Below are 23,555 nucleotides of genomic sequence, written 5' to 3' on the forward strand. Positions count from 1 at the left end.
TATCAATGAGTTGGATGGGGAGATGAATCGAGACGGGAGGCATCACGGCTCGCCCTGCCCGATCGCTTCCTTGCGCTTCGCCACATAGGCCTCCAGCGCCTCGCGCACGGCGACGTCCATCGCCGGCTCGACATAATCTTCCAGCGCCTTCTTCCACAGCCGGGTCGCGCGCGCGGTTGCGTCGAGGCCGCCGGCTTCCTGCCAGGCTTCAAAATTCTGCCAGTTGGACAGGATCGGCTGGTAGAAGGCCGTGGCGTAGCGCTCCAGCGTGTGCGGTTCGCCGAAGAAATGGCCGCCGGTCGGCACCGCGCCCAGCGCCTCGACGGCAAGCTCCGCCTCATCGACCACGATCGGGCGCAGGAACTCCATCATGTGCTGGATCATCTCGACATCGATGATGAATTTTTCGAACGATGCCGTCAGCCCGCCCTCCTGCCAGCCGGCGGCGTGATAGACGAGGTTGCCGTGGCCAAGCACGGCGCCCCACAGCGCCATCAGCGTCTCATAAGCGCCTTGCGCGTCGGCGGCGTTGGAGGCCGAGCCGGGCGTCGTGCGGTACGGCAGCCCATAGCGCCGCGCCAATTGCCCCGATGCAATGTTGGCCTTGGTATTCTCGGGCGTGCCGAAGGCCGGCGCGCCGGACTTCATGTCGACATTGGACGTGAAGGCGCCATACATCACCGGTGCGCCCGGCCGTACCAGCTGCGTCAGCACGACGCCGAACAGCGCTTCGGCATTCTGCTGCGCCAGCGCGCCGGCGAGCGTCACCGGGCTCATCGCCCCCATCAGCGTGAACGGCGTCACAGCGACAGACTGGCCGAACTCGGCCATGGTCATCAGCCCTTCCGCCATCATCTCGTCGAAACGGCGTGGCGAGTTGACCGAGATGATGGTGGCGATGCCGGGATCATCGCGCATCTGGTCCAGCGTCAGCCCGCGCGCGATCGCCATCATCTCGATGCCGTCCAGCGCCCTGCCCCGGCCGATCGCCGAGACATGGAAACTCTTGTCGGTCAGCGTCAGATTGGTGAAATAGGTGTCGAGGTGGCGTGAATTGGACGGCAGCTCGACCGGCGCGCAGACCTGGTTGCCGAGCATATGGACGCAGTTGAAATGCTGCGCCAGCCGGGTCAGGTCCGCATAGTCGCGCAGATTGCCGGCGCGGCGGCCACGCTCCATGTCGTGCACATTGGGCGGCCCTGCGACGAGTGTGAAATTGATGGTGTTGCCGCCGAGATGGATTGACTTGGCCGGGTTGCGCGGTGTCAGGCGGTAGTTGGACCGCGTCGTCTTCAGCGCCTCCTCGACCATGCCGCGATCGATGCGGACATTGGCCGAGGCGTGATCAACCCTGGCGCCGGCTTTCTCGAACAGCGACAGCGCCCGCGGGCTCATCACTTCGATGCCGAAATTCTCCAATATATGCATCGAGGCCTGATGGATCGCCTCGATCTGATCTGATGACAGCAACGCCATCGGCGGATAGGGGTTCGTCACCCGCCTGTGTGGCAGCTGCGGGATGGGCGCTGGCCCCCTGTTGCTGGTGCGCTCGGCGCCGCGCTTGCGTCTTGGCTCGTTCATGCCAGGCATCAAAGCCTCGGCAAACCGGGCGAGCTGTCAGAAATGCGCCGTTTGCGGGCGTGATTTTAGCCAAGGCGGCATTTCCGCAGTTCCGTTTTATTTGAGGCGACAAGAAGCGTCGAAATACCAACATGACATTTTCTCAGGAACCGGCGCAGCGTTAACGCTGGCAGCAAGATTCCCTTTATGATTTCGGCCTATTGCTCATCCGATGCGTAGGTCGAGTTTTAGTAAAATTGTAGCGATTGGCATGCTGCTGGCACTTTCGGCCTGCGCGACGGCGCCGAGCCATATCAACAATGTCTGCGCCGTCTTCGACCAGAATGACGGCTGGTTCGACAATTGGCAGTCGGCCGCCGAACGGACCGAGCAGAAATACGGTGTGCCGGTCCCCGTGCTGATGGCGACGGTGCGCAAGGAATCCGGCTTCAAGAGCAACGCCCGGCCGCCGCGCACCAAGCTGCTCGGCTTCATCCCTTGGACGCATGTCTCGTCGGCCACCGGCTTCTCGCAGGCGCTGGACGGCACCTGGTCGCAATATCAGAGCGAAACCGGCAATTGGGCGGCGCGGCGCACGAAATTCGCCGACGCGGTCGATTTCGTCGGGTGGTATCATTCCAAGACCGCGGACACATATGGCGTCGCCCGCAACGACACCTACAATCTCTATCTCGCCTACTATCTCGGCTGGACCGCCTACGGCCGCGGCAGCCGTGGCGACGCCGGCGTCCAGAGCTACGCCCGGGCGACCGAAAAGATGGCGCGGGACTATGCCCAGCAACTGAGCCAGTGCGGTAACTGACGCTCCCTTCTCCCTGTTTACGGGGAGAAGGTCCCGGCAGGGGGATGAGGGGCAGCGCCGGGATTGATAGTTGGCCGCCTCCAGCCCAGCCATGAATCGGAAGGAGCTTTGTGACTGGAGGCTGACGCTCGGCAAGCCTCGCTGTTCAGCCGTCGACGCCGCCCCTCATTGTCCTGCCGGACATTTCTCCCCGTATAGTGACGGGGAGAAAGAGGCTGTCATCGATGGTTTCGCCAATTATCACCGTTGCAAGAAGGCGCGTCGGTTTGCGGCACCTTATCGGCCTCGATGACTCACCGTCAGCGCGGCTTCTTGCCGAACACCTTGATGTATTCCGCTTCGCCGCCCCTGGCGAGCGCCTTGGCCTGCTTGACCCAGTCCTCGCGCTCGATGCGGCCGTGGAATCTCAGATGATCGTCGACCCACTCGCGCTCCGCCTTCTTCCATGCGGCGACCTGGGCATAGGTGAAGATGCCGAGGCCGTTGAGGGTGCCTTCGGTCTTCGGACCGACGCCGGATATCAGCTTGAGGTTATCAGGCTTGGCGGGCCTGGAGATGCCGGCAGGACGGTTCCTGTCCGCCGCGCCTTCAGCCGCCTTGCTTGACTTGGCCGACCTCGCCGTGCGGTCACCAAGCGGTGCAACACGCGCATTCTCGGCCTGACGGCCGTCGCCAAGCGTTCTCGGCGTGAACGGCGCGGAGGTCGCATTGGCATCGGTGGCCGGTGCGCCGGTCTCCGAAACCTCGTCACGCACCTCGTGACGGCGGGCTCGCGAAACGGCTTCCGATTCCTCGGCGTCCTCTCCCACCGCGCTGGCTTCCGCACTGGCGGTCTTGCCATGCGGCCGGCTGGGCGGTGTACCGGCAAAGCCCGGGCCGGCGCCGTGCGGCGCATCATCCGGCACGCCCTCCTGGGCGGCATGCTCCTTGTCGAACTTGATCACCGGCTCCATCGTCGCCAGCACGTCGTCGGAAAGCCAGCACAGGCTCATATGGCCGTCGCCGAGGTTCTTGACCGGTGGAACCTTGGTCTCGCACAGATTGTCCGGCACAAGCTTCTTGTAGCCGCAGCGCGTCTGGAATGGACAGCCGGTTGGCGGGTTCATCGCCGACGGGATGTCGCCTTCGAGCACGATGTGCTTCTTCACCACGCTGGTGTCGGCGATCGGGATCGCCGACAGCAGCGCCTCGGTATAGGGGTGATAGGGCGGTGCGAAGATCTGATCGGTCGTGCCTTGCTCGACGATGTAGCCGAGATACATGACGACGACGCGGTCGGCGATATAGCGCACGACCGACAGGTCGTGGCTGATGAACAGCATCGTCGTCTTGTTCTTGCGCTGGATGTCCATCAGCAGCTCGGTCACCGCCGCCTGCACCGACACGTCGAGCGCCGACACCGGCTCGTCCGCCACCACCACCTTGGCGTCGCCGGCAAAGGCGCGCGCCACACCGATGCGCTGCTTCTGGCCGCCGGAGAGCTGGCGCGGCTTGCGGGTCTCGAAGGCGCGCGGCAGCTTCACCAGGTCGAGCAGTTCCAGCATGCGCTTGCGCCGGTCGGCGACCGTCTTGCCGACATTGAATTTTTCCAGCGTGCGGATGATCTGCGAACCGACCGAATGGCTGGGGTTCAGCGTGTCGAACGGATTCTGGAACACCATCTGGATCGACGACACCGTGTCGACGCTCCGGCTCTCGATACCGGTCGACTGGATTTCCTTGTTGCCCAGCTTCACGCTGCCTGAGCTGGCCGTCTCGAGCCCGAGCAGCACCTTGGCCAGCGTCGACTTTCCGCAGCCGGATTCGCCGACAATGGCGACCGTCTCGGATTCGCGCGCTATGAAGGAGATGGTCTCGTTAGCCTTGACGACGCGGCCCTCGCTCGACCCGAACACCTCGCTGCCGCCGACCTTGTAGTATTTCCTCAGGTCCTCGATCTTGAGCACCGGCGCGCCGGGCACGACGCGCTCTTTGACCTTCTTGGCGCCAGGCGGCAGGGCTTCCCAGTCGATCTCGTTGAAGCGCACGCAGCGCGAGAAATGACCTTCGTGTCCCGCGACCTCGATCATCGGGATTTCGGCGGCGTTGCAGACGCCCTCGACGAAATGGTGGCAGCGCGGGCCAAAATTGCAGCCCTTCGGCCGCTCATGTGGCAACGGCAACTGCCCGGGAATCGAGATCAGCGGCCGCGAATTCTTGTCGGCGCCCGGCAGCGGGATCGAACGGAACAGCCCTTGCGTATAGGGATGACGCATGCGGTCGAACACGTCCTTGATCTTGCCGGTCTCCACCGCCTCGCCCGAATACATCACCGTGATGCGGTCGCAGGTTTCGAGGATCAGGCCAAGATTGTGCGACACGAAGATCATCGAGGTGCCGAACTTCTCACCGAGCCCCTTGACCAGTTCGACGATGCCCGCCTCCACTGTCACGTCGAGCGCCGTCGTCGGCTCGTCGAGCAGAAGCAGCGCCGGCTTCGACAGCAGCGCCATGGCGATGACGATGCGCTGCTGCTGGCCGCCGGAGAGCTGGTGCGGATAGGAGCGCATCATGCGCTCGGGGTCGGGAAGCTTGACCGAGCGCACCATTTCGAGCGCGCGCTTATGGGCCTCTTCCTTCGACACCTTGTCGTGGATCAGCGGCACTTCCATCAATTGCTGGCCGATCTTCATCGCCGGATTGAGACTGGCCATCGGCTCCTGGTAGATCATGGCGATCTTGTTGCCGCGGATGGCGCGCAGCTCCTCCTCGGAGAGCTCGCCCATGTCCTTGCCCTGAAACTTGATCTTGCCGCCGACGATCTTGCCGATGTTGGAGAGGTCGCGCATGATGCCGAGCGACACGGTCGACTTGCCGCAGCCGGATTCACCGACGATGCCCATCGCCTCGCCGGGCATGACCGTGCAGGAAAAGTCCATGACGGCCGGTATCTCGCCCTTGCGGGTGAAGAAGGAGATCGACAGGTTTTCGATTTCGATGATCGGCCCATTGGTCGGCCCATTGGTCGGCTTGCCGGGATTTCGAACTGCCTCGTTCATGGGTCGCTCCAATCCTTGTTCTTTCAGCCATCGGGTCGAAACCCGCGGATCAGTCTTTCATCGATTGCTCACGCAGGGAATCGGCGAGCAGGTTCAGCCCCAGCACGAAACTCATCAGCGCGATCGTCGGCGGCAGCGCGGGGTGGATGAAGGAGCGCAGCAGCCGGCTGGCATCCTTGATCGCCGTGCCCCAGTCTGGGCTCTCGGGTGCAAGACCGAGGCCGAAATAGCCGAGCGTGCCGAGCAGGATCGTAGTGTAGCCGATCCGCAGGCAGGCGTCGACGATCAGCGGTCCGCGTGCATTGGGCAGGATCTCCCACAGCATGATGTACCAGGGCGATTCACCGCGCGTCTGCGCCGCCGCCACATAGTCGCGCGTCTTGATGTCCATGGTCAGGCCGCGCACGATGCGGAACACGCCGGGGCTGGAGGCGAACACCACCGCCACGAAGATGTTGAGCTGGTTGGGATCGATATGGACGATGTGCAGCGGGTCCCTGTCGAAGACAAGGCCTAGGTAGATCCAGCCGCCTATCACAAGCGTCAGGCCGAGCAGGATGTAGATCCGGTCCGGCCGGTTCTTGAAGCGTGTCCAGAACAGCACGCAGAAGAAGATGATCGGAAACAGGAAGAAGACGCCGGCCAGCGCATAGGGGATCGGCGTGTCCATGATCCCCGGCGTCACCAGCAGGTAGAACAGCAGGATCACCGGGAAGGCCAGCACCAGATTGGCCAGGAACGACAGGATGGAATCGATCTTGCCGCCGTAATAGCCGGCCGGCAGGCCGAGCGTGATGCCGACCATGAGCGCGAAGCCGGTTGCTGCAGGTGCGATGATCAGCACGATCTGGCTGCCATAGACCATGCGCGAAAAGACGTCGCGTGCGAGCTTGTCGCCGCCGAACAGGTAGACAAGCCCCGACTGCGGTTCGATGGCGCCGGGCAGCGTGTCCTTCATGATCGGGATCTGGCCGAGCGGATCGAAAGGCGAGACGGTCGAGGCGAAGATCGCCGTGAACAGCCAGAACAGGCAGATGAAGACACCCGCTATGCCGACGCCGCTGTCGAACAGCTGGCCATAGAGGGCGAGCTTCTTCTTGTAGAGGAAGCTCGCGCCCATGACGATGGCGAGCGCGACCCAGACCGGCCAGAAGCGCCACAGCACTTCGAGGATGATGGTGGAGGCGCCGATATATTGAGCTTGCATGCGCCTTCTCCCTACTGAACCCGGATGCGCGGGTTGAGGAATGCGTAACCGACGTCCGAAATGAGCTGCGTGATCAGCACAATGAACACCGACACCAGCGAACAGCCGAGCAGAAGATCGATGTCGTTATTGCCGGCGGCTTCGACCAGCGTGTAGCCGAAACCCTGGTAGCGGAACATCACCTCGACGATGACGACGCCGGTGAGCAGCCACGGGAACTGCAGCATGATGACGGTGAAGGGCGCGATCAGCGCGTTTCGCAGCGCGTGCTTGACCACCACGCTTTTGAAGGAAAGCCCCTTCAAGCGCGCGGTGCGGATATATTGCTGCGTCATCACCTCGACCATCGAGGCGCGCGTCATGCGCGCGATGTAGCCTATGCCGTAGATCGCCAGCGTGATCACCGGCAAGGTGAAATTGTAGAAGGTGATGCCCTGGCTCGCCGACGCGGCCGAGCCGTTCAGCCACCCGAGCCAGGATGCGAAGATGACGGTGAAGATGACGCCCGACACATATTCAGGCGTCGCCGTCGACGCGATCGAGGCGACCGACAGCACGCGATCGGTGCGCGAACCCTCGCGCATGCCGGCGAGAACCCCGATCAGCAGCGAAACCGGCACCATCACCGCCAGCACGCAGAGCATCAGGATGCCGGTGGCGCCGAGTGCCGGGAACAGCTTGGCCGCGACCGTGGTCTTGAACTTGGTCGAGCAGCCGAAATCGCCCTCGAGGACGCCGGAGAATGTCGGCACCGTCGGGTCGTTGCAGAAGGAGAAACGCTGCGTCGTGTTCCCGGTCGCCGGATCCGTGATTGGCTGCTCGGGCAGGACGCCGAGCCATTGGCCATAGCGCTGGAAGAAGTTCTGCCGATAGCCGTGATTGGCAAGCCAGCTTTCGAGCTGCTCGGCCGATGTGTGCATTTCGGTCTGGCTGATCGCCAGCTTCTTCAGATTGGGTTCGAGATTGACGAGGAAGAAGACGACCAGCGTCAGGCACAGCATCGTGAGCATGATCGTGCCGACGCGTCTGATGATGAATGAGAACATTGTGCCCCCTGCCGGCCGGGTTGGGGTCAGATATGGTCAACCCTGTGACGAAAACCTTGTGACGTCACGCCGCCGCTGCATCCAATGCAACGGCGGCGATCCTGCGAATGCGAAGGGCGCGCGCCCTTCGCATTTTTCAAGCCGCGGGTCACGCCTGATCGAGCCAGACCTTGCCGAAATCGTGCTCGTAGGTGGGGTGCATCGAGTGGTTCTTCACTTCGGGCTTGATGTTGATGTAGAGCTTGCGCCAGTACGGCTGGATGATGATGCCGGAATCCTGCAGCGTCTGCTCGATGTCCTTCATCACCACCTTGCGCTTCTCCGCATCGGCGATCCCGAGCGCCTCGTTGACCTTCTTGTCGAAGTCCGGATTGGCGTAGGCCGTCTCGTTCCAGGCTTCACCCGAGCGGTAGGCGATGGCGATGACCTGGATGCCAAGCGGACGCATGTTCCAGTTGGTTTCCGAGAACGGGTATTTCGTCCAATCGTTCCAGAACGTCGAGCTCGGCAGCACGGTGCGCTTCACCTTGATGCCGGCCTCGCGCAGCTGGGCCGCGATCGCGTCCGTGGTGTTCTTGTGATAGTCCTCGTCGTTGCTGATCAGCTCGTGCTCGAAATCGATCACGCCGGCTTCCGTCAGCATCTGCTTGGCCTTGGCCATGTCGCGTTTGACCTCCGGCAGCTTGACATATTCCGGATGGATCGGCGCGACGTGGTGGTTCTCAGCCGCCGTTCCGGCATTGCCGTAGCCGAGCTGCAGCACCACCGAGTTGTCGACGGCCAGGCACATCGCCTGACGCACCTTCTGGTCGCCGTAGGGCTTGGCGTTGACGTTGAAGCGCGAGACCACTGTCGCCGCGGTCACCACTTCCGAGACCGGAGCGCCGACGCCTTCGATGATCTTCACATAGTCGGCGGTCGTCTCGTGGTTGGTTTGAACCTCGCCCGATTCGAAGGCCGAAACCGTCGCCGCCGGATCGGTGCCGTAGTCGATGAACTCGACGCCGTCGAGGAAGGCTTCGCCCTGCCACCACTTGCCGGTCGTGCGGCGTTTGTAGACCACTTTCTGGCCAACGTCGTAGGAGACGAGTTCGAACGGACCGGTACCGATCGGGCAGTTCTTGAAGTTCGCACCCTTCTCGTCGAAGGTCTTGTGGACCACCAGGGCCGGATAGTCGGTGAGGTTGGCGATGAGGGCGATGTCGGGCTTGGTGAGCTTCAGCTTGACCGTCATGTCGTCGACCTTGACGATCGATCCTTCGCTCAACTTCTTGGTCTTCTCGTCGACGAGGCTGCCAAGGCGGCCGGGCATCGAATTGCCTGCCGCGTTCTTGTCCGCCCAGCGCGTGAAATTGTGGATGACGTCGTCGGCGGTGAACTTGTCGCCATTGTTCCACTCGACGCCCGGCCGCACATGCAGCGTGTATTCGGTGGCGTCGTCGTTGATGTCCCAGCTTTCCAGGAGATACGGCGCGAAGGTGTACTGATGTGTGTACTTCACCAGCGGCTCGAGCGCCTGACGCTCGGCATTGGCAATCTCCGACCAGTCGGCGGTGCGGGGATCCTTGGGATCCTTGATGGACATGGCGACCTTCAGCACGCCGCCCTTCTTGCCCTGAACGTCTTCGGCCTTGGCCGGGGTCGGAGCGGCAAGGCCGAGCAGGCCGTAAGCCATGGCCGTCGACGCGCCGAAGATGCTGGCGAGCGCCAGGAATTCGCGGCGATCCACGGTTCCTGCCTTGGCTTCCTCAGCCATGGCCAGGATGTGATCCGGAACGCTATCGCCGTTGCTTTTGTAGATTGTCATGACTAACTCCCATTGTTGGCTTTCCGCCGATTAACATTCCGCATCCGGGCCATGATGTCAAAGACGGCATGGATTGGGAACATGTTAGCGAATGTGCAACTTTGGAAGGGGAGCGGTTCGCGTGATAACGACAGTCTTGGCGCAAAAATGCTAGTCTGCCCAGATTCCGCCAAAATCCCTTTGGGCGATTAAACTGAGACATTTGCACAGGTTACGACAGCGCCAGTTCCGGCCATGGTGCAGGCCAGCCCCTCAATATTCCCTCTCGTAGAAGATGCCGCCCTTGGCCTCGCCGGCGTCCGTCGCCTCGCCGCGCAATTTGACGCCGCGCCCGACATTGAGGTCGATGGTCGCCTTGCCCGAGCCCGGCTTGTCGCCCTTCTGGATGGTCACATAGGTACGGTCGTTCAGGTATTTGCCGGCCGAGACCGCCGTGCCGCCCTTCTCATCGGTGGTGACGTCGAGATCGTCGACGCCGATGGCGCTGCGCAGATTCTCCAGCAGCGACGTCGAGCCGCCGACACCGGCAAGCTGACCGGCCGCTTCGGCCAGCTGTGCGATCTGCAGCGGCGACAGGTTCGACATCGAGCGCCCGAAGATCAGCTGCGCCAGCACCTCGTCCTCGGGCAGCGCCGGCACCGAGGAGAAGGTGAATTTCGGATCGGTCGCCTCGCCCGACACAACGATGGTGACGGTGGCGCTGGCCGTCGTCGTTGTCGCCGTCAGGTTGAGATAGGGCACCAGCGAGCCGGAGAAACCGACCGTGCCGTCGGTGAAGGTCAGCCGCTTGCCGAGGATCGACAGCCGGCCGCGCTGCAGGGTGAAGGTACCGACCGCCTGCGGCGCCGAGGCCGGCCCTGTCAGCCTGAGCGAGCCGCCGAATTCGGCATCGACCCCCCTGCCCTGGATGAAGATCTGGTTCGGCGCGTTGACCGTGACATCGAGCGCAAGACCGCTGCCGCCGCTCTTGCCGCTGGTCGTTGCCGGGCGCAGCGCCTTGTCCTGCGCCCTGACAGCGCCAGGGGCGTTCTTGTGCTTGACGTCGAGCGCCGACAGCGAGCCCGGCAATTTGTCTGGAACCGTGATGACGGTCTTGGCGAGATTGACCGTGCCGGCTATCGCCGGTGCCGATGTCAGCGGCCCCTTGATCGTCAGGTCGCCGCCGAGATTGGCGGTCACCACGCGCCCGTCCGTATAGCGGCCGTCGGTGAGCTTGATCGACAGGTCGGCCGGGAAACCCTGCGCCGGATTGATGCCGACCGTGCCGCTCGCCGACAGGCTGCCGCGCGTCGACAATGTACCGGTCAGCCGGTTGATCCTGGCGACGCCGCCGCCGATCGAGACGTCGAGGGCGATGTTGTTGACCGCAAGGCCGGACTTGGCATCCACCAGCCGCGCGCCGGACGCGCTCACCGAACCGCCGATGACAGGAGATGTCGCCGGACCGCGCACCTGCACATTGACGTTGGCCGTTCCCGTCAGCGATAGGCCCTGCGCCGCAAGCTTCTGGCTGAGGATGCCGAACGGCACCGCACCATTGAAGTCGAGCGCCAGCGCCGGCGTGCCTGATGTCGTCACCGTGCCGCCGCCCTTGAGGCCAAGGCCGGCTCCGTCGCTGACATTGGCATTGAAGGTCAGCTTGTTGCCGGCAAAGGTGCCGGACGAGGAAACGCTCACCGCGCCGACACCCGCGCCGCGGGTCTGCGACGTCTGCACGCCGGCCGCGTCTATGTTGAAGGCAACGGCCGGACTGGCGGGCGCGCCGGTCACCTTGACCGTGCCCGAAATCGAACCGGCGGCATCGAGACCCGGCGAGAAACTGTTGGCGAGCGACATCGGCACCCGTGCCAGCGCCGCGTTGATGTCGAGCGCCTGCCCGACCTTGCCGGTCACCGTCGCCGTGCCGCCGCCAAGGCTGAGCACCAGCCGGTCCAGCGTCGTCGTGCCATTGGCGATGCTGACGGTCGAAGCCTGGGCGATGGCCACCTTGATGCCTTGGACCGTGGCCTGGCCGGAAGCGAGTTCGATAGTCGTCGTGCCGTTGGCCGCTTTCACCCGGCCGGCGGCCTTGGCCGGAATGCCCTTGACCGTGGCGCCGCCGGAAAAGCCGGTCCAGTCGCCGTCGCGCTTCAGGTCGATATCGACGCCATTGATCACGGTACCGCCGGATGTGACGGTATCGGCGTGGATCTTGCCGGAGATCACCGGAGCCGCGAGGTAATTGGCGATCAGCGCGTCGATGGAAACAGCCTTCGCCTGGAGGTCGCCGCGCGTGATTGAGCCCGTAGCCGCCTTGATGGCGACCTGGGGTGCCGCGCCATTCCTGGAGAAGGCGATGGTGCCGCGCACGTCGCCTTCGGCCTTCTCCAGCGCAAGCGCGGCGAGCGGTCCGATATCGGGCAGATCGAGCGAGATGGTGCCTTCAGGCACGAACTTGTCGTCCAACGCCAGATCACCGGAAATCCGGTTCTTGCCCAGCGACAGCAGCAGGCCGTTGATGGCGCTCTTGCCGTCCGCCGTCGCCAGCACGGCGCTGCCTTGCAAGGCTTGTCCAGCGACATTGCCGGTCAGTTGAACATTCGCCGCCGGGTTTGCGGCATCAGCCTTGCCGGTGGCCGTGAGCTTCAGCCCGGTGATCTCGCGCGACGCCACCGAAAGCTTGTCGCTATCGACGGTCAGCGACAGGTCCGACGCGGCGGCCGGCCCCTGGGCACTCAGCGAGAAGGCTATGGCGCCCCTGGCGTCCTTCGACAAAAGCGAGATATCGGTGAGAGCGCCGGTGATGTCGGCGGCCACCTTGTTGTCGGCAATGCTCGCCTGCCCCTTTGCGCTCAGCGCGCCCGAGGTCAGCGTCAATGCGTCTATATTGATATTGCCGTTGGGCGCGCGTTTCAGCGTGGCGCCCAGCTGGGCCCGCTCACCAAGCACGCCGCGCGCCGCCGCCGGCAAGGCCGATGACGGGGCATCCGCCTTGAGGTTGAGGTCGACGGCGCCGTCGCGCAGCGACACAAGGCCGGCGACATGGCTGTTCAACGCATCGCTCTTGAGTGAGCCGCTGTCGATGGCGACGGCGTCTGCTGTCAGGCGTCCTCTGAGAGCGGCTGTGACCTTGCCGGCGATCAGCGGCGCGATGGTGGGGTTGTCGAGCCCGACCTTGTCCACCGACACCGTGCCGGAAACCGGCCCGGCTCGGTTTCTAAGATCGAACGCATCCGAGTGCAGGGCCACGGCAAGCCCGTCCACCTTCGCCGGGCTGGTGGTGATTGAAGGCAGGATAGCGGAAAGGTCCAGCCGGGCATGCGTGCTATCGCCCGCGATTTTGGCCGACAACGACCGGACCTCGATCTTGACCGGGCTCTCGGCGCTTCCGACGGTCAGCGGCAGGCTGGGGCCGGATGAGGTGAGATCGAGCGCGAAATCGCTGGCTCCGTTCGGATTGATGGTGCCGGCGGCCTGGCCGGAAATCTTGTCGCCGGAAAGCGTGGCATGGTCGAGGGCGACGCCGCCGGCCGTGGTGTAGCTGCCGGCCGCATCGACAGCGAGCGGCCCAAGCCCTGCCTGGCGGGTCTGGCTGGTTTCGACGCCGGCGAGCTGCGCGTTGAACCGAACCTCCGGAGCAGCCGGCGTTCCGGTCACCTGCGCTGTGCCACTCAGCGCACCCACGGCATCGAGGCCGGGGGCGAAATCATTGGCCAGCGCTGCCGGCAGCGCTGAGACCTTTGCCGCGAGATCGAGCGTCTGGCCGGCGCTGCCCGACAGGGTCACCGAGCCGCCGCCGATATCGAGCGCCAGGCTTTCGATGCTGGCCGTGCCACCAGCGATGGTCAGCGCCGCAGGCTGAGCGATCGCCGCCTTGATGCCGCGAACCGTGGCTTCACCCGAGGCGATCTCGACGCTGGTGACTCCGCCGGCGATCTTGACACGGCCTGCGGCGGTGGCCGGAATGCCTGCTATCGTCGCGCCGCCGGTGAAATTGGTCCAGTCGCCGTCGCGCTTCAGGTCGACGCCGATGCCGCTGATTTCGGTGGCGCCCGAAGTGACCGTGTCGGCTTTGATCGTGCCAGAGATCGCCGGCGCTTTGAGATAATTGGCGATCAGCGCGTTGACGGCGATCGTCTTGGCCGTCACCTCGCCGCGCGCGATCGACATGCTCTTGGCATCGATGGCGACGGAGGGTGCGTCACCGTCCTTGGCGAAGTTGATGGTGCCGTTGATGTCGCCGGTCACCGCCTGCCCGGCAAGTGCGGCCAGTTGGTCGATTGCCGGAGCGGCGAGCGTCAGCGTGCCCAAGGGCATGAACTTGTCGTCGAGCGCCAGATCGCCCGAGACCTTGTTGTCGCCCAGCGAGATGAGGAAGCCGTTGATCGACCGCTTGCCGCCGCTCGTCACCAGCGCCGCCTTGAGATCGAGCGGCTGGTCGTTGACGGAACCGGTCAGCGAGACATTGGCGGCAGGATTGTCGATATCCGCCTTGCCGCTAGCCGTCAGCTTGATCGCCTTCACCGTGCGCCCCGAGGCCGTCAGGCTGTCGCTGTCGGCGGAGACGGTGAAATCGGGCGCCGTCAGGGCGCCGCTTGCCGACAGGGCGAAATCGACGCCGCCGGCAACCGGCACGCCGACCGTCGGCGACAGCACCGAAACATTGCCCAGTTTGCCTTTGATATCGGCCTGGATATCGGTGCCTTGCATGCTGGCGGTGCCGCTGGCGCTGAGCGAGCCGGACGTGAATGAGATCGAATTGGCGGCGAAAGAACCCTGCGGATCGCGCGTTGCGGTGGCCGCGAACTTCACTCGCCCGCCGAGCACCGAGGCGATCTGCGGCGGGAAGGCCGTCGCCACGGCATCGGCATTCATCTTGAGCTGCATCGACAGATCGGCGAGAGCAACCGACGCCGTCAGCGAGGCATTGACCGCATCGGACCGTAGCGTGCCCCGATCGATGACGATCGCGTCCTTGCTGACGGAACCATCCAGGCCGACATCGACCTTGCCGGTGACCAGCGGCGCCAGCGTCGCGACGTCGGTGTTGAGGCCGCCGGCCTCAAGCTTGACGGCTACCGGGCCGGAGCGGTTCTGAATGTCGAAGCCATCGGAATGGATCTGCGCCACCAGATCGTCCAGCCGCGTGCCGCCGGCCACGATCGAAACGAACGAGACGCCGATGTCGATGATCGGTGCCTTGCCGTCGCCGAACGCCCGAGCGGTGGCATTCTTGATCGCCAGCGTGATCGGCTGCGCCTTGCTGCCGACGCTGATCACCACTGGCGGTCCCTTGGCGGCCAGCGCGACCGAAAGATCGCTGGCACCGGCAGGATCGACGATGCCGGTCGCGGTGCCGTGCATGGCATCGCTGTCGATGCTGGCCCGGTCAATGCTGACACCGCCGGCTGATGTGGCGGTACCCGCGACATCGAAGCTGGTCTTGCCGGCAAACAGCGGCTTCAGGTTTTCCGGCAGGAAGTGAGCGAAGTCGCCGTCACCCTTGGCTTCCAGGTGGTTGCCCTTGTCGGTCAGTTGGTGGCGGCCGGTGAGCTGGGTGACGATCTGGTGATCGACGAGGAAGGTACCAACACCGCTCCAGTTGGCCAGCGGCCCCGTGCCCGAAACGACGATGTTGACCGGCGGCGCATCCGGCAGGTTGAGCAGGTTGGCGATGATGCCGCCGGCCGGCTCGGATGCCTTCAGGTCGAGGTCGAGCTTGTTGTCGGCCGGCGCGAAATGGACTTTGGCGTCGACATTGCCTTGCTTGCCGTCATGACGGGTGACGTTGAGCAACGTCTCGACCGCCAGCGGAGCGGCATCTGCCTTGAGCATCCCCTTGGCGGCAAGTTCGGCGATGCCGCTGCCGGCCAGTTGCTGGCCAAGCGCGATTTCCGGAAGGTCGATCTGCTTGATGTCGATGGAGACCGGCAGCGTCGTCGTGCCGCCCTGCGCCGGCGGCTGCGTACCGGCCACCGGCAGCCGTGCCAGTTCGATGCGCCCGGCCGCGATGCGGTCGGCACTGAAACTCTTCGACAGCAACGCCAGCGGCGACCAGTCGACCGCCACCTTGCGCGCCACCAGCCAGGCGCCCTCGCGGTCTTCCAGCACGACATGGTCGACGCTGAGCGCGCCCGACCAGATGCCGTCGATGCCGCTGATGGTGATCTTGCGGTCGTCGCTCGAGGCGAGCCGCGAAATGATGCCGGCGAGATTGTCGCGCCCGCGCTCGGTCTTGGTCAGCACGACAAGCGCGCCGATCGCACCCGCGACCACGATCAGGAGCGTGTAGAGGACAATGCGAAGAATGCGCCAGACCGTTTTCATCTTCAGAACGCCTGTCCGATGCCGGCATAGATGCCGAAATGCGGATCGCTGGGGTCGCGGTTGAGCGGCACGGCGGCGTCGATGCGCAATGGCCCGAACGGCGTGACATAGCGCAGGCCGACGCCGGCGCCGACCTTGACGTCGGAAAAATTGGGAACCGACCTCGTCGACACCGTGCCGGCATCGATGAACGGCACGATGCCGATCGTGTCGGTGACGGCAATGCGCATCTCGACCGAGGTTTCGAAGAAGGACAGGCCGCCGATCGGCTGGCCGGTGAAGTCCTTCGGGCCGATGCCCTGATAGGCGTAGCCGCGCACCGAGCCGCCACCGCCGGAATAGAAGCGCCGGTCGGCCGGGACGTTCTGAAGCCCCGTGCCGACGATCGAGCCGAGGGCGACGCGCTCGGCCAGCACGAACTTCGAGGCCGTATCCAGCGACTGGTAGGCCGACCCCTCGCCCTTAAGCTTGAGGAAGGCCGCCCCGCTCAGGATATCGTAGCTCGGCTCGGCGTAGGCCAGCACCCGGAAGCCCTTGGTCGGGTTCAGCCGGTTGTCCCTGTTGTCGTAGACGTACTGCAGCGGGATGCTGGCGATCAGGTATTTGTGCTTGCCGAAGGCATCATGGATGCGTGAGTAGTCGAGCGCGACCTCGGCCGAAACCGTCTGCTGCTTGGTCAGTTCATAGGACAGGCCGGTGCTGCCCTTGACGGAGAAATGGTCATAGGCATCGGGATGTTCGAGCACGGTCTTGATGCCGGCGAAGAACTTCGACGCCGGTCCGACCACGCCGGGTTTTTCGAACATGATGCCGGCATTGTAATTCAGTTCGGACAGATCGTTGTTGCCGATGCCGCTGATGGCGCCGTCGATGCGCAGCTTCTCGGCCCGGCCAAACAGGTTGCGGTGCCCCCAATAGCCCTCCAGGCCCAGCCCTTCGGTGTTCGAGAAGGTGCCGCCGAGGCCGAAATAGCGCGGCTTGCGCTCGCTGACCTGGACGCCGATTGGAATGTTGCCGTCGGCATCGAGCTTGTCGGCCTCCTTGAAGGTCACGCTGTTGAAGACCTCCAGCGCCAGCAGCCTGTCGCGCGCATCGCTGATCTCTTGCGGCGAGTACTGCTTGCCGCGCTTCAAGCCGGTCATGTATTCGGTGAAGTCGCGGTCGACCTTCTCGGTGCCTTCAACCGTGGTCGCGCCATAGCCGGCGACCGGTCCGGCGGCGACCGTCAGCGTCACGTCGAGCGTCGAGGTGGCGTGGTCGGCGACGATCCGCCGGTCGGTCACCTCAGCGAGCGGCCTGCCCTGCTCCTTCAGCGTCCGCACGATCAGCGCCTCGGCCTTCAGCACCGCGCCGGACCCGGCATCGCCGCCCGATATCAGCCCATAATCGGCACTCATCAGCCCCGCCGCATCGCCTTCCAGCCTGATATTGCCGAGGGTGAATTTAGGACCGGCAGATATGTTGATCGCCACCGGAATGGGCTGCGGGCCCTTGAATTCGGCGTCCGGCGGCAATTCGTCGAGCGGCTTGCCGTCGATGGTGACGGTCACCACGCCTTCGTAGCGGGCATCGGCATAAAGCGCCGCGACCAGCTGTTCCCGGTCGCTGCGCGCCTTGGCCATCAGCCCGAGCGAGCCCGAGACGGGCCGGTCCTCGTCGCCTTTCAGCGCCGAGGCGTTTTCGAGCTTCTTGAGGAGGTCCTTGTCGGCGTCGGGTGCCGTGATGGTCACGGCATAGCGCAGAGGATCGACAATGTCGGCGTCCTCGTCGCTGGAGGATCCCCACAGCTTGATGCCGAAAAGCTCGAATGCGGCAGCAGGCCTTGTATAGGCGGCCAGCACGGTCGAGCACATCAACGCAAAAAGCAGGGCGCGCGGAAGCACGTGCCCTGGCGCGGTCCTTCCTGACATCTGCTTTTCATGCGCCGGCATTAAGACAACCTAGGCTACAAAACTAAAATTGGAATGAAGTTCTGAAGCGCTCGTAAAGGGGCCACAATCCAATTGTCTGAAATAGGACGGGCTTGGAATTCACACCTTCTGCGTTTCCGCAAGAAAGCGTGATCCCCTGTCCTATGGAGGTTACTGTCCGCATACCGGTCCTTGGCCGGAAAATAAACCGTTGGCAGGCGGAACCTGCCGCGTCCGCGCGTTGACAAGCCTGACTGAAGCTTGAACATGCCCGGACGTCTGCAATTGTCTGGAGGGTGTTATGGCAATGCGCGCGGCTCGTGGTCTGTCGATTCTTCTCCTTCTCTTTTTCGCCTGGGGCACTGCCGCGCAAGCGGCCGAGGCGCGAAGAATTGCAACCACCGACAATTCCGACTATTTCGGTTTCGACCTCAGATCCGACCAGAATGTCACCCTCGACCAGTGCAAGACGACTTGCCTCGGCGATCCCGCCTGCCGCGCCTTCACCTACAACACCAAAGCCAAATGGTGCTTTCTCAAATCCGACTACAACCAGCTGAAACCCTTCAGCGGCGCGGTCGCCGGCAAGATCGTCAACGTCGACGGCGATCCCGACATCGGCGCCCCGCCGGAACTCGCCTTCTTCCCCAACTGGATGGCCGACCAGGCCCAGCAATACCGCAACAAGCTGCTCGGTCCGGCCTATGACAGGCCGACCGAGGGCATGGCCGCGCTGACCAACGCAGCCGCGCAGGCCGTGCTGACCGGCGACCATCGCTCCGCCATGCAGAAATACGAAGCCGCGGTCTCGGTGATGCCCGACGATGGCCAGCTCTGGCTCAACCTGGCCCGCGAAACACTGGCCGTGCAGCCGGCCACCAACACCTCCGAAGCGTCTACTTTGCCGACAAACGGCACCTCGGCCGCTTTCAACGCCTACAAGCTTTTGCGCACGACGAAGACGCGCGCCGACGCGCTGGCGCTGCTCGGCGCCGGCCTCGACAAGCGCGATCTCTACCGGCCGGCCCTGCAGGCCTATGAGGCGAGCCTTGCGCTCGTGCCTTCGCCGGCGGTTCAGGCCGATTATGCCGATCTGAAGGCCCGCAAGGGTTTCCGTGTCATCGATCACAGCGTCGATGCCGACACCAGCGCGCCGCGCATCTGCGCGCAATTCTCCGAGGATCTGGTCAAGACCGGCATCGACTACGCGCAGTTCGTGACTGTCGACAACGCGCCGCCCAAGGGCGTCGAGGCCAAGGACAAGCAGATCTGCGTGGAAGGCCTTGAGCACGGCCAGCACTACGACGTCACCTTCCGCGCCGGCCTGCCGGCGGCCATCGGCGAAGTGACCGCGGCCCCCGTGGTGCTGTCGATCTATGTGCAGGACCGCGCGCCGTCCGCCCGCTTCACCGGCGACAGCTTCGTGCTGCCGGCCGGCGCGCGCCGCGGCATTCCGGTCGTCACCGTCAACATGAACGCCGCCGAGATGAAGCTCTATCGCATCGGCGACCGATCGCTGGCGCAGCTTCTGTCGGGTTACCAGTTCCTGCATCAGCTCGACGGCTATGACATCTCCAACATTTCCGAGCAGATGGGCGCGCCGGTCTGGCAGGGCCAGCTCGACATCGTCAATGACCTCAACAAGGAGGTCACCACCTCCTTTCCGGTCGACGAAGCGCTGCCGCAGCGCAAGCCCGGCGTCTATGTGCTGACCGCCCGGGCCGTCAACGACAAGAGCGACGACTATGGTTCGTTGGCCACGCAGTGGTTCGTCGTCTCCGACATCGGCCTGTCGACCTATACCGGCCAGGACGGGCTCAATGTCTTTGCCCGTTCGCTGGGCACCGCCAAGCCGATAGCCGGCGCCGAACTGACGCTGGTTGCCCGTAACAACGAGGTTCTCGGCACCGCGACATCGGATGCCGAAGGCCACGCCGTGTTCAATCCCGGCCTGACGCGCGGCGACGGCGGCATGGTGCCCGCCGTGCTGATGGCAAAGCAGGGCGACAATGATTTCGTCTTCCTCGACATGTCCAAGGCCGGCTTCGACCTGTCCGACCGCGGCGTCACCGGACGCGCCGCGCCCGGCGCGCTCGACGTCTATGCCTGGACCGAGCGCGGCATCTACCGCGCCGGCGAGGACGTCCATGTCGCCGCCCTTGCCCGCGACGGTGCGGCCAAGGCGGTCGAGAACCTGCCGCTGACCTTCATCTTCTCGCGCCCCGATGGCGTCGAGGACCGCCGCATCGTCAGCGACGGCGCCTCGGCCGGCGGCCATGCCGTCGACCTGCCGCTCGAACCCAACGCCATGCGCGGCACATGGTCGGTGTCGATCCACACCGATCCGAAGCAGCCGGCGGTGGCCAGCCAGATGTTCCTGGTCGAGGATTTCGTGCCGGATCGCATCGAATTCGACATGAAGGCCGACAAGCAGGAAATCGCGCGGGGCGAAACCGCCAACATCAACATTGACGGCCGCTTCCTCTATGGCGCGCCGGCGGCGGGCCTGGCGCTGGAAGGCGAATTGACGCTGTCGACCTCGCGCGACTGGGACCGCTTCCCCAACTTTGCCTTCGGCCTCGCCGACGAGCAGTCGGCCGAGCCCACCGTCACGCCACTGACCAACCTGCCCGTGGTCGGCGATGACGGCAAGGCAACCTTCCCGGTCTCCGTCGACCAGTTGCCATCGACCACCAAGCTGGTCGACGGCAAGGTGACGGTGCGCATGCGCGAAACCGGCGGCCGCGCCATCGAGCGTTCGCTCAACATCGGCATCCGCCCGCAAGGCCATATGATCGGCATCCGGCCGGACTTCGCCGACGGTGAAGTGCCGCAGGGCGGCACGGCCAAGTTCAGCCTGATCGCCGTCGATCCCGACGGCAAGCGCGAGGCGCTGAAAGGCGCGCAGTGGACGCTGGTCAAGGTCGAACGCAATTATCAGTGGTACCGCTCCAACAATTCGTGGAACTACGAGCCGGTCGCCTTCACCAAGTCGATCGCCAACGGCCAGGTCGACCTCGGCGCCGATGGCGACGCTACTGTCTCCGTACCGGTCGACTGGGGCCAGTACAGGCTCGAGGTCGAGACATCTGACCCCGAGGGTCCTGCCACCAGCTACGAGTTCGACGCCGGCTGGTATGTCGCCTCGACCACCACCGAGACGCCTGACGGCCTCGAGATCGCCCTCGACAAGGACAATTATGCCGCCGGCGAAGTGGCCAAGCTGAAAATCTCGCCGCATTTTGCCGGCGAGCTTCTGATCAATATCGGCTCCGACAAGCTGTTGAAGACCATCACGGCATCAGTGCCGGCCGGCGGCAGCACCGTCGACATTCCGGTCGGCGACGATTGGGGCGCCGGCGCCTATGTCACGGCAACCTTGTTCCGGCCGGGCGATGTGCAGGAAACGCGCATGCCGGCTCGCGCCATCGGGGTGAAATGGCTGAAGGTCGACGCGGGCTCGAAGAAGCTCGCCGTCACCCTGACGCCGCCGGACAAGACCATGCCGCGCCGGCAGCTGTCGATCCCGGTTTCCGTGGCCGGCGTGCAGCCGGGCAGCAACGCCTATGTCATGGTGGCCGCCGTCGATGTCGGCATCCTCAACCTGACCAACTACAAGGCGCCGGACCCGGAGAACTGGTTCTTCGGCCAGCGCATGCTGGGCATGGAGATCCGCGACATCTATGGCCGCCTGATCGATGGGTCGCTGGGCACCACCGGCAAGCTCAGGACCGGCGGTGACGGCGCCAACATGCAGGCGCAAGGCAGCCCGCCCACCGAAAAGCTGGTCGCCTTCTTCTCCGGCCCGGTCCAGCTCGACGCCGACGGCAAGGCACGGATCGACTTCGACATCCCGCAATTCAACGGCACCGTGCGCGTGATGGCTGTCGCTTGGACCAAGGACGCGGTCGGCCATGCCCAGTCCGATGTGATCGTGCGCGACCCGGTGGTCATCACCGCCGGCCTGCCACGCTTCCTGGCACCTGGTGATGCCGCCGTCATGCGCCTCGATGTCGCCGACACTGACGGCCCGGCCGGCGACTATGCGCTGTCGATCGACACGACGGGCGACCTGTCGACCGGCGACAAACCCCTGCCCCAGAAGCTGACGCTCGCCCAGGGCAAACGCCAGACGCTGACCGTGCCGCTGATCGCAAGGACGGCGGGCAATGCGTCGCTCACCATCAAGCTTGCCCACGCCGACGGCACCAAGGTCGAGCAGACGCTCTACGTGCCGGTGCGCCCGGCGCAGTTGCCGGTCACCACGCGCCTTGTGGTCGACCTCAAGGGCAATGGCGGCGCGTTGCGCGTCGACAAGGAACTGCTGGCGGCAAGCCTGCTTGACGGCGCCTCCGTCAGCGTCGGCGTATCGCAGGCGGCCGCCTTCGACGTCCCATCGCTCTTGATGAAGCTCGACCGCTACCCCTATGGCTGCGCCGAGCAGACCACCAGCCGGGCGATGCCTCTTCTCTATGTCAATGACATGGCGTCCGGCATCGGCATGGAAAGCGACCCCGAGCTTCATGGCCGTATCCAGGACGCCATCTACAAGGTCCTGAGCTACCAGTCCTCGTCCGGCAGCTTCGGCCTGTGGGGCCCGGGCTCCGGCGACCTGTGGCTCGACGCCTATGTCAGCGAATTCCTGACCAGGGCGCGGGAGCAGAAATACGACGTTCCGGCGCCTGCCATGAACCAGGCGCTGAGCAATTTGCAGAACTCGCTCGGCTACGACCAGAGCGTACAGGACCGCGGCACCGAGATCGCCTACGCGCTCTACGTGCTCGCCCGCAACAAGAAGGCCTCGATCGGCGACCTGCGCTACTACGCCGACACCCAGCTCGAAGCCTTTTCGAGCCCGATGGCCGTTGCCCAGTTGGCGGCGAGCCTGGCGCTCTACGGCGACACCCAGCGCTCGGAGGCGACGTTCAAGACCGCGCTGCAGCTCGCCAAGTCTAGCACCGAGTACGACTATTACCGCTCCGACTACGGCTCGCCGCTGCGCGATGGCGCGGCGATGCTTGCGCTGGCGGCGGAATCGAAGCCGGTGTCGACCATCGTGCCCGAGCTGATCAAGCTGGTGACGAGGGAACGCGCCCAAGCCCGCTGGACCAGCACCCAGGACGATTCCTGGATGCTGCTGGCGGCCCGCGCGCTCAGGGAAGGCAATGATTCGATCACGCTGACCGTCAATGGCGCGCCACATTCCGGCGGCTATTCCAACCAGGTCAACGGCAGTGAACTGGCCGACAGTCCGCTCGAAATCGCCAACACCGGCAAGACCCCGCTGCAGGCCGTCGTCACCACCGTGGCGTCGCCGGTCCAGCCCCTGCCGGCCGACGGCGACGGCTTCACCATCAGCCGCACCTACTACAAGCTCGATGGCACCGAAGCCAATGTCACGGAGGCGACCCAGAACGAACGCTATGTCGTCGTGCTCAAGGTCACCGAGCAGAACAGCTGGCCGTCGCGCCTGCTGGTCACCGACCTTTTGCCGGCCGGCTTCGAGATCGACAATCCCGGCCTGGTTTCCAGCGCGCAATTGTCCAACTTCTCCTGGCTGGCCCAGACCGACGCCGCCCATCTCGAATTCCGCGACGACCGTTTCGTCGCGGCATTCAACCCGGCCGACGGCGATCACGACCACAATCTGACACTCGCCTATGTCGTGCGCGCCGTAACGCCCGGCACCTATGCGCACCCAGCGGCATCGGTGGAGGACATGTACCGGCCGCAATATTCGGCCCGCACCGCGACCGGCATGATGGAGATCAAGGCGCCGTAAGGTGCCTTGGCGGATATGGACATGAGGCTTGCGCTGCCCCTCATCCGCCTGCCGGGCATTTCTCCCCGTATAGTGA

9 protein-coding genes and 1 pseudogene are annotated in these 23,555 nt (G+C 64.4%); 2 read left to right on the forward strand and 8 right to left on the reverse strand.

The features are described from left to right. Positions 1-42: 42 nt before the first annotated feature. A complete protein-coding gene (locus JT360_RS02400) occupies positions 43-1,581 on the reverse strand; it encodes a trimethylamine methyltransferase family protein (RefSeq protein WP_214469884.1) in 1,539 nt (512 codons plus the stop codon). Between the two features lie 211 nt (positions 1,582-1,792). Here JT360_RS02400 and JT360_RS02405 point away from each other — a divergent pair, with 211 nt between their 5' ends. Continuing rightward, positions 1,793-2,383 (forward strand): transglycosylase SLT domain-containing protein, encoded by a 591-nt coding sequence (locus JT360_RS02405; protein WP_214469885.1) that lies wholly within the window; start codon positions 1,793-1,795, stop codon positions 2,381-2,383. Between the two features lie 299 nt (positions 2,384-2,682). Here the strand turns inward: JT360_RS02405 and JT360_RS34200 are convergent, their stop codons facing one another. The 7 genes and pseudogenes from JT360_RS34200 to JT360_RS02435 all read right to left on the reverse strand — a co-directional run bounded on the left by JT360_RS34200 (position 2,683) and on the right by JT360_RS02435 (position 17,718). After that, positions 2,683-3,192 carry a helix-hairpin-helix domain-containing protein gene (locus JT360_RS34200; protein ID WP_502845452.1) on the reverse strand — a complete coding sequence of 170 codons (510 nt, stop codon included), beginning with the start codon at positions 3,190-3,192 and terminating at the stop codon, positions 2,683-2,685. Positions 3,193-3,216: 24 nt separating this feature from the next. Beyond that, positions 3,217-5,421: pseudogene (locus tag JT360_RS02410) on the reverse strand (dipeptide ABC transporter ATP-binding protein); the annotation flags it as partial. A gap of 49 nt (positions 5,422-5,470) precedes the next feature. Further along, the gene (locus JT360_RS02415) at positions 5,471-6,628 is read right to left on the reverse strand and encodes an ABC transporter permease (protein ID WP_214469887.1); all 1,158 of its coding nucleotides are present in this window, start codon (positions 6,626-6,628) and stop codon (positions 5,471-5,473) included. Positions 6,629-6,639: 11 nt separating this feature from the next. Beyond that, positions 6,640-7,674, reverse strand: coding sequence for an ABC transporter permease (locus JT360_RS02420; RefSeq protein ID WP_214469888.1), 1,035 nt, complete (start codon positions 7,672-7,674; stop codon positions 6,640-6,642). A 148-nt stretch (positions 7,675-7,822) separates the two neighbouring features. Then, complete coding sequence (locus JT360_RS02425) at positions 7,823-9,481, reverse strand: ABC transporter substrate-binding protein (RefSeq protein ID WP_214469889.1); 1,659 nt, start codon at positions 9,479-9,481, stop codon at positions 7,823-7,825. A 252-nt stretch (positions 9,482-9,733) separates the two neighbouring features. Further along, the gene (locus tag JT360_RS02430; RefSeq protein WP_214469890.1) at positions 9,734-15,787 is read right to left on the reverse strand and encodes a translocation/assembly module TamB domain-containing protein; all 6,054 of its coding nucleotides are present in this window, start codon (positions 15,785-15,787) and stop codon (positions 9,734-9,736) included. A 2-nt stretch (positions 15,788-15,789) separates the two neighbouring features. Further along, positions 15,790-17,718 carry an autotransporter assembly complex protein TamA gene (locus tag JT360_RS02435; protein ID WP_214469891.1) on the reverse strand — a complete coding sequence of 643 codons (1,929 nt, stop codon included), beginning with the start codon at positions 17,716-17,718 and terminating at the stop codon, positions 15,790-15,792. 280 nt (positions 17,719-17,998) lie between these two features. Here JT360_RS02435 and JT360_RS02440 point away from each other — a divergent pair, with 280 nt between their 5' ends. Further along, positions 17,999-23,479, forward strand: a complete 5,481-nt coding sequence (locus JT360_RS02440) for an alpha-2-macroglobulin family protein (protein ID WP_214469892.1) — start codon at positions 17,999-18,001, stop codon at positions 23,477-23,479. Positions 23,480-23,555: the final 76 nt, after the last annotated feature.

It is taken from the genome of Mesorhizobium sp. dw_380 (assembly GCF_018588885.1).
Classification (GTDB): Bacteria; Pseudomonadota; Alphaproteobacteria; order Rhizobiales; family Rhizobiaceae; genus Mesorhizobium.

What these genes read in the sequence shown, in the direction of transcription:
- JT360_RS02405 (WP_214469885.1), top strand. Translation starts at nt 1,793, where the DNA reads ATGCGTAGGTCGAGTTTTAGTAAAATTGTAGCGATTGGCATGCTGCTG.
- JT360_RS02420 (WP_214469888.1), bottom strand. Translation starts at nt 7,674, where the DNA reads ATGTTCTCATTCATCATCAGACGCGTCGGCACGATCATGCTCACGATG.
- JT360_RS02415 (WP_214469887.1), bottom strand. Translation starts at nt 6,628, where the DNA reads ATGCAAGCTCAATATATCGGCGCCTCCACCATCATCCTCGAAGTGCTG.
- JT360_RS02430 (WP_214469890.1), bottom strand. Translation starts at nt 15,787, where the DNA reads ATGAAAACGGTCTGGCGCATTCTTCGCATTGTCCTCTACACGCTCCTG.
- JT360_RS02400 (WP_214469884.1), bottom strand. Translation starts at nt 1,581, where the DNA reads ATGAACGAGCCAAGACGCAAGCGCGGCGCCGAGCGCACCAGCAACAGG.
- JT360_RS02435 (WP_214469891.1), bottom strand. Translation starts at nt 17,718, where the DNA reads ATGCCGGCGCATGAAAAGCAGATGTCAGGAAGGACCGCGCCAGGGCAC.
- JT360_RS02425 (WP_214469889.1), bottom strand. Translation starts at nt 9,481, where the DNA reads ATGACAATCTACAAAAGCAACGGCGATAGCGTTCCGGATCACATCCTG.
- JT360_RS02440 (WP_214469892.1), top strand. Translation starts at nt 17,999, where the DNA reads ATGGCAATGCGCGCGGCTCGTGGTCTGTCGATTCTTCTCCTTCTCTTT.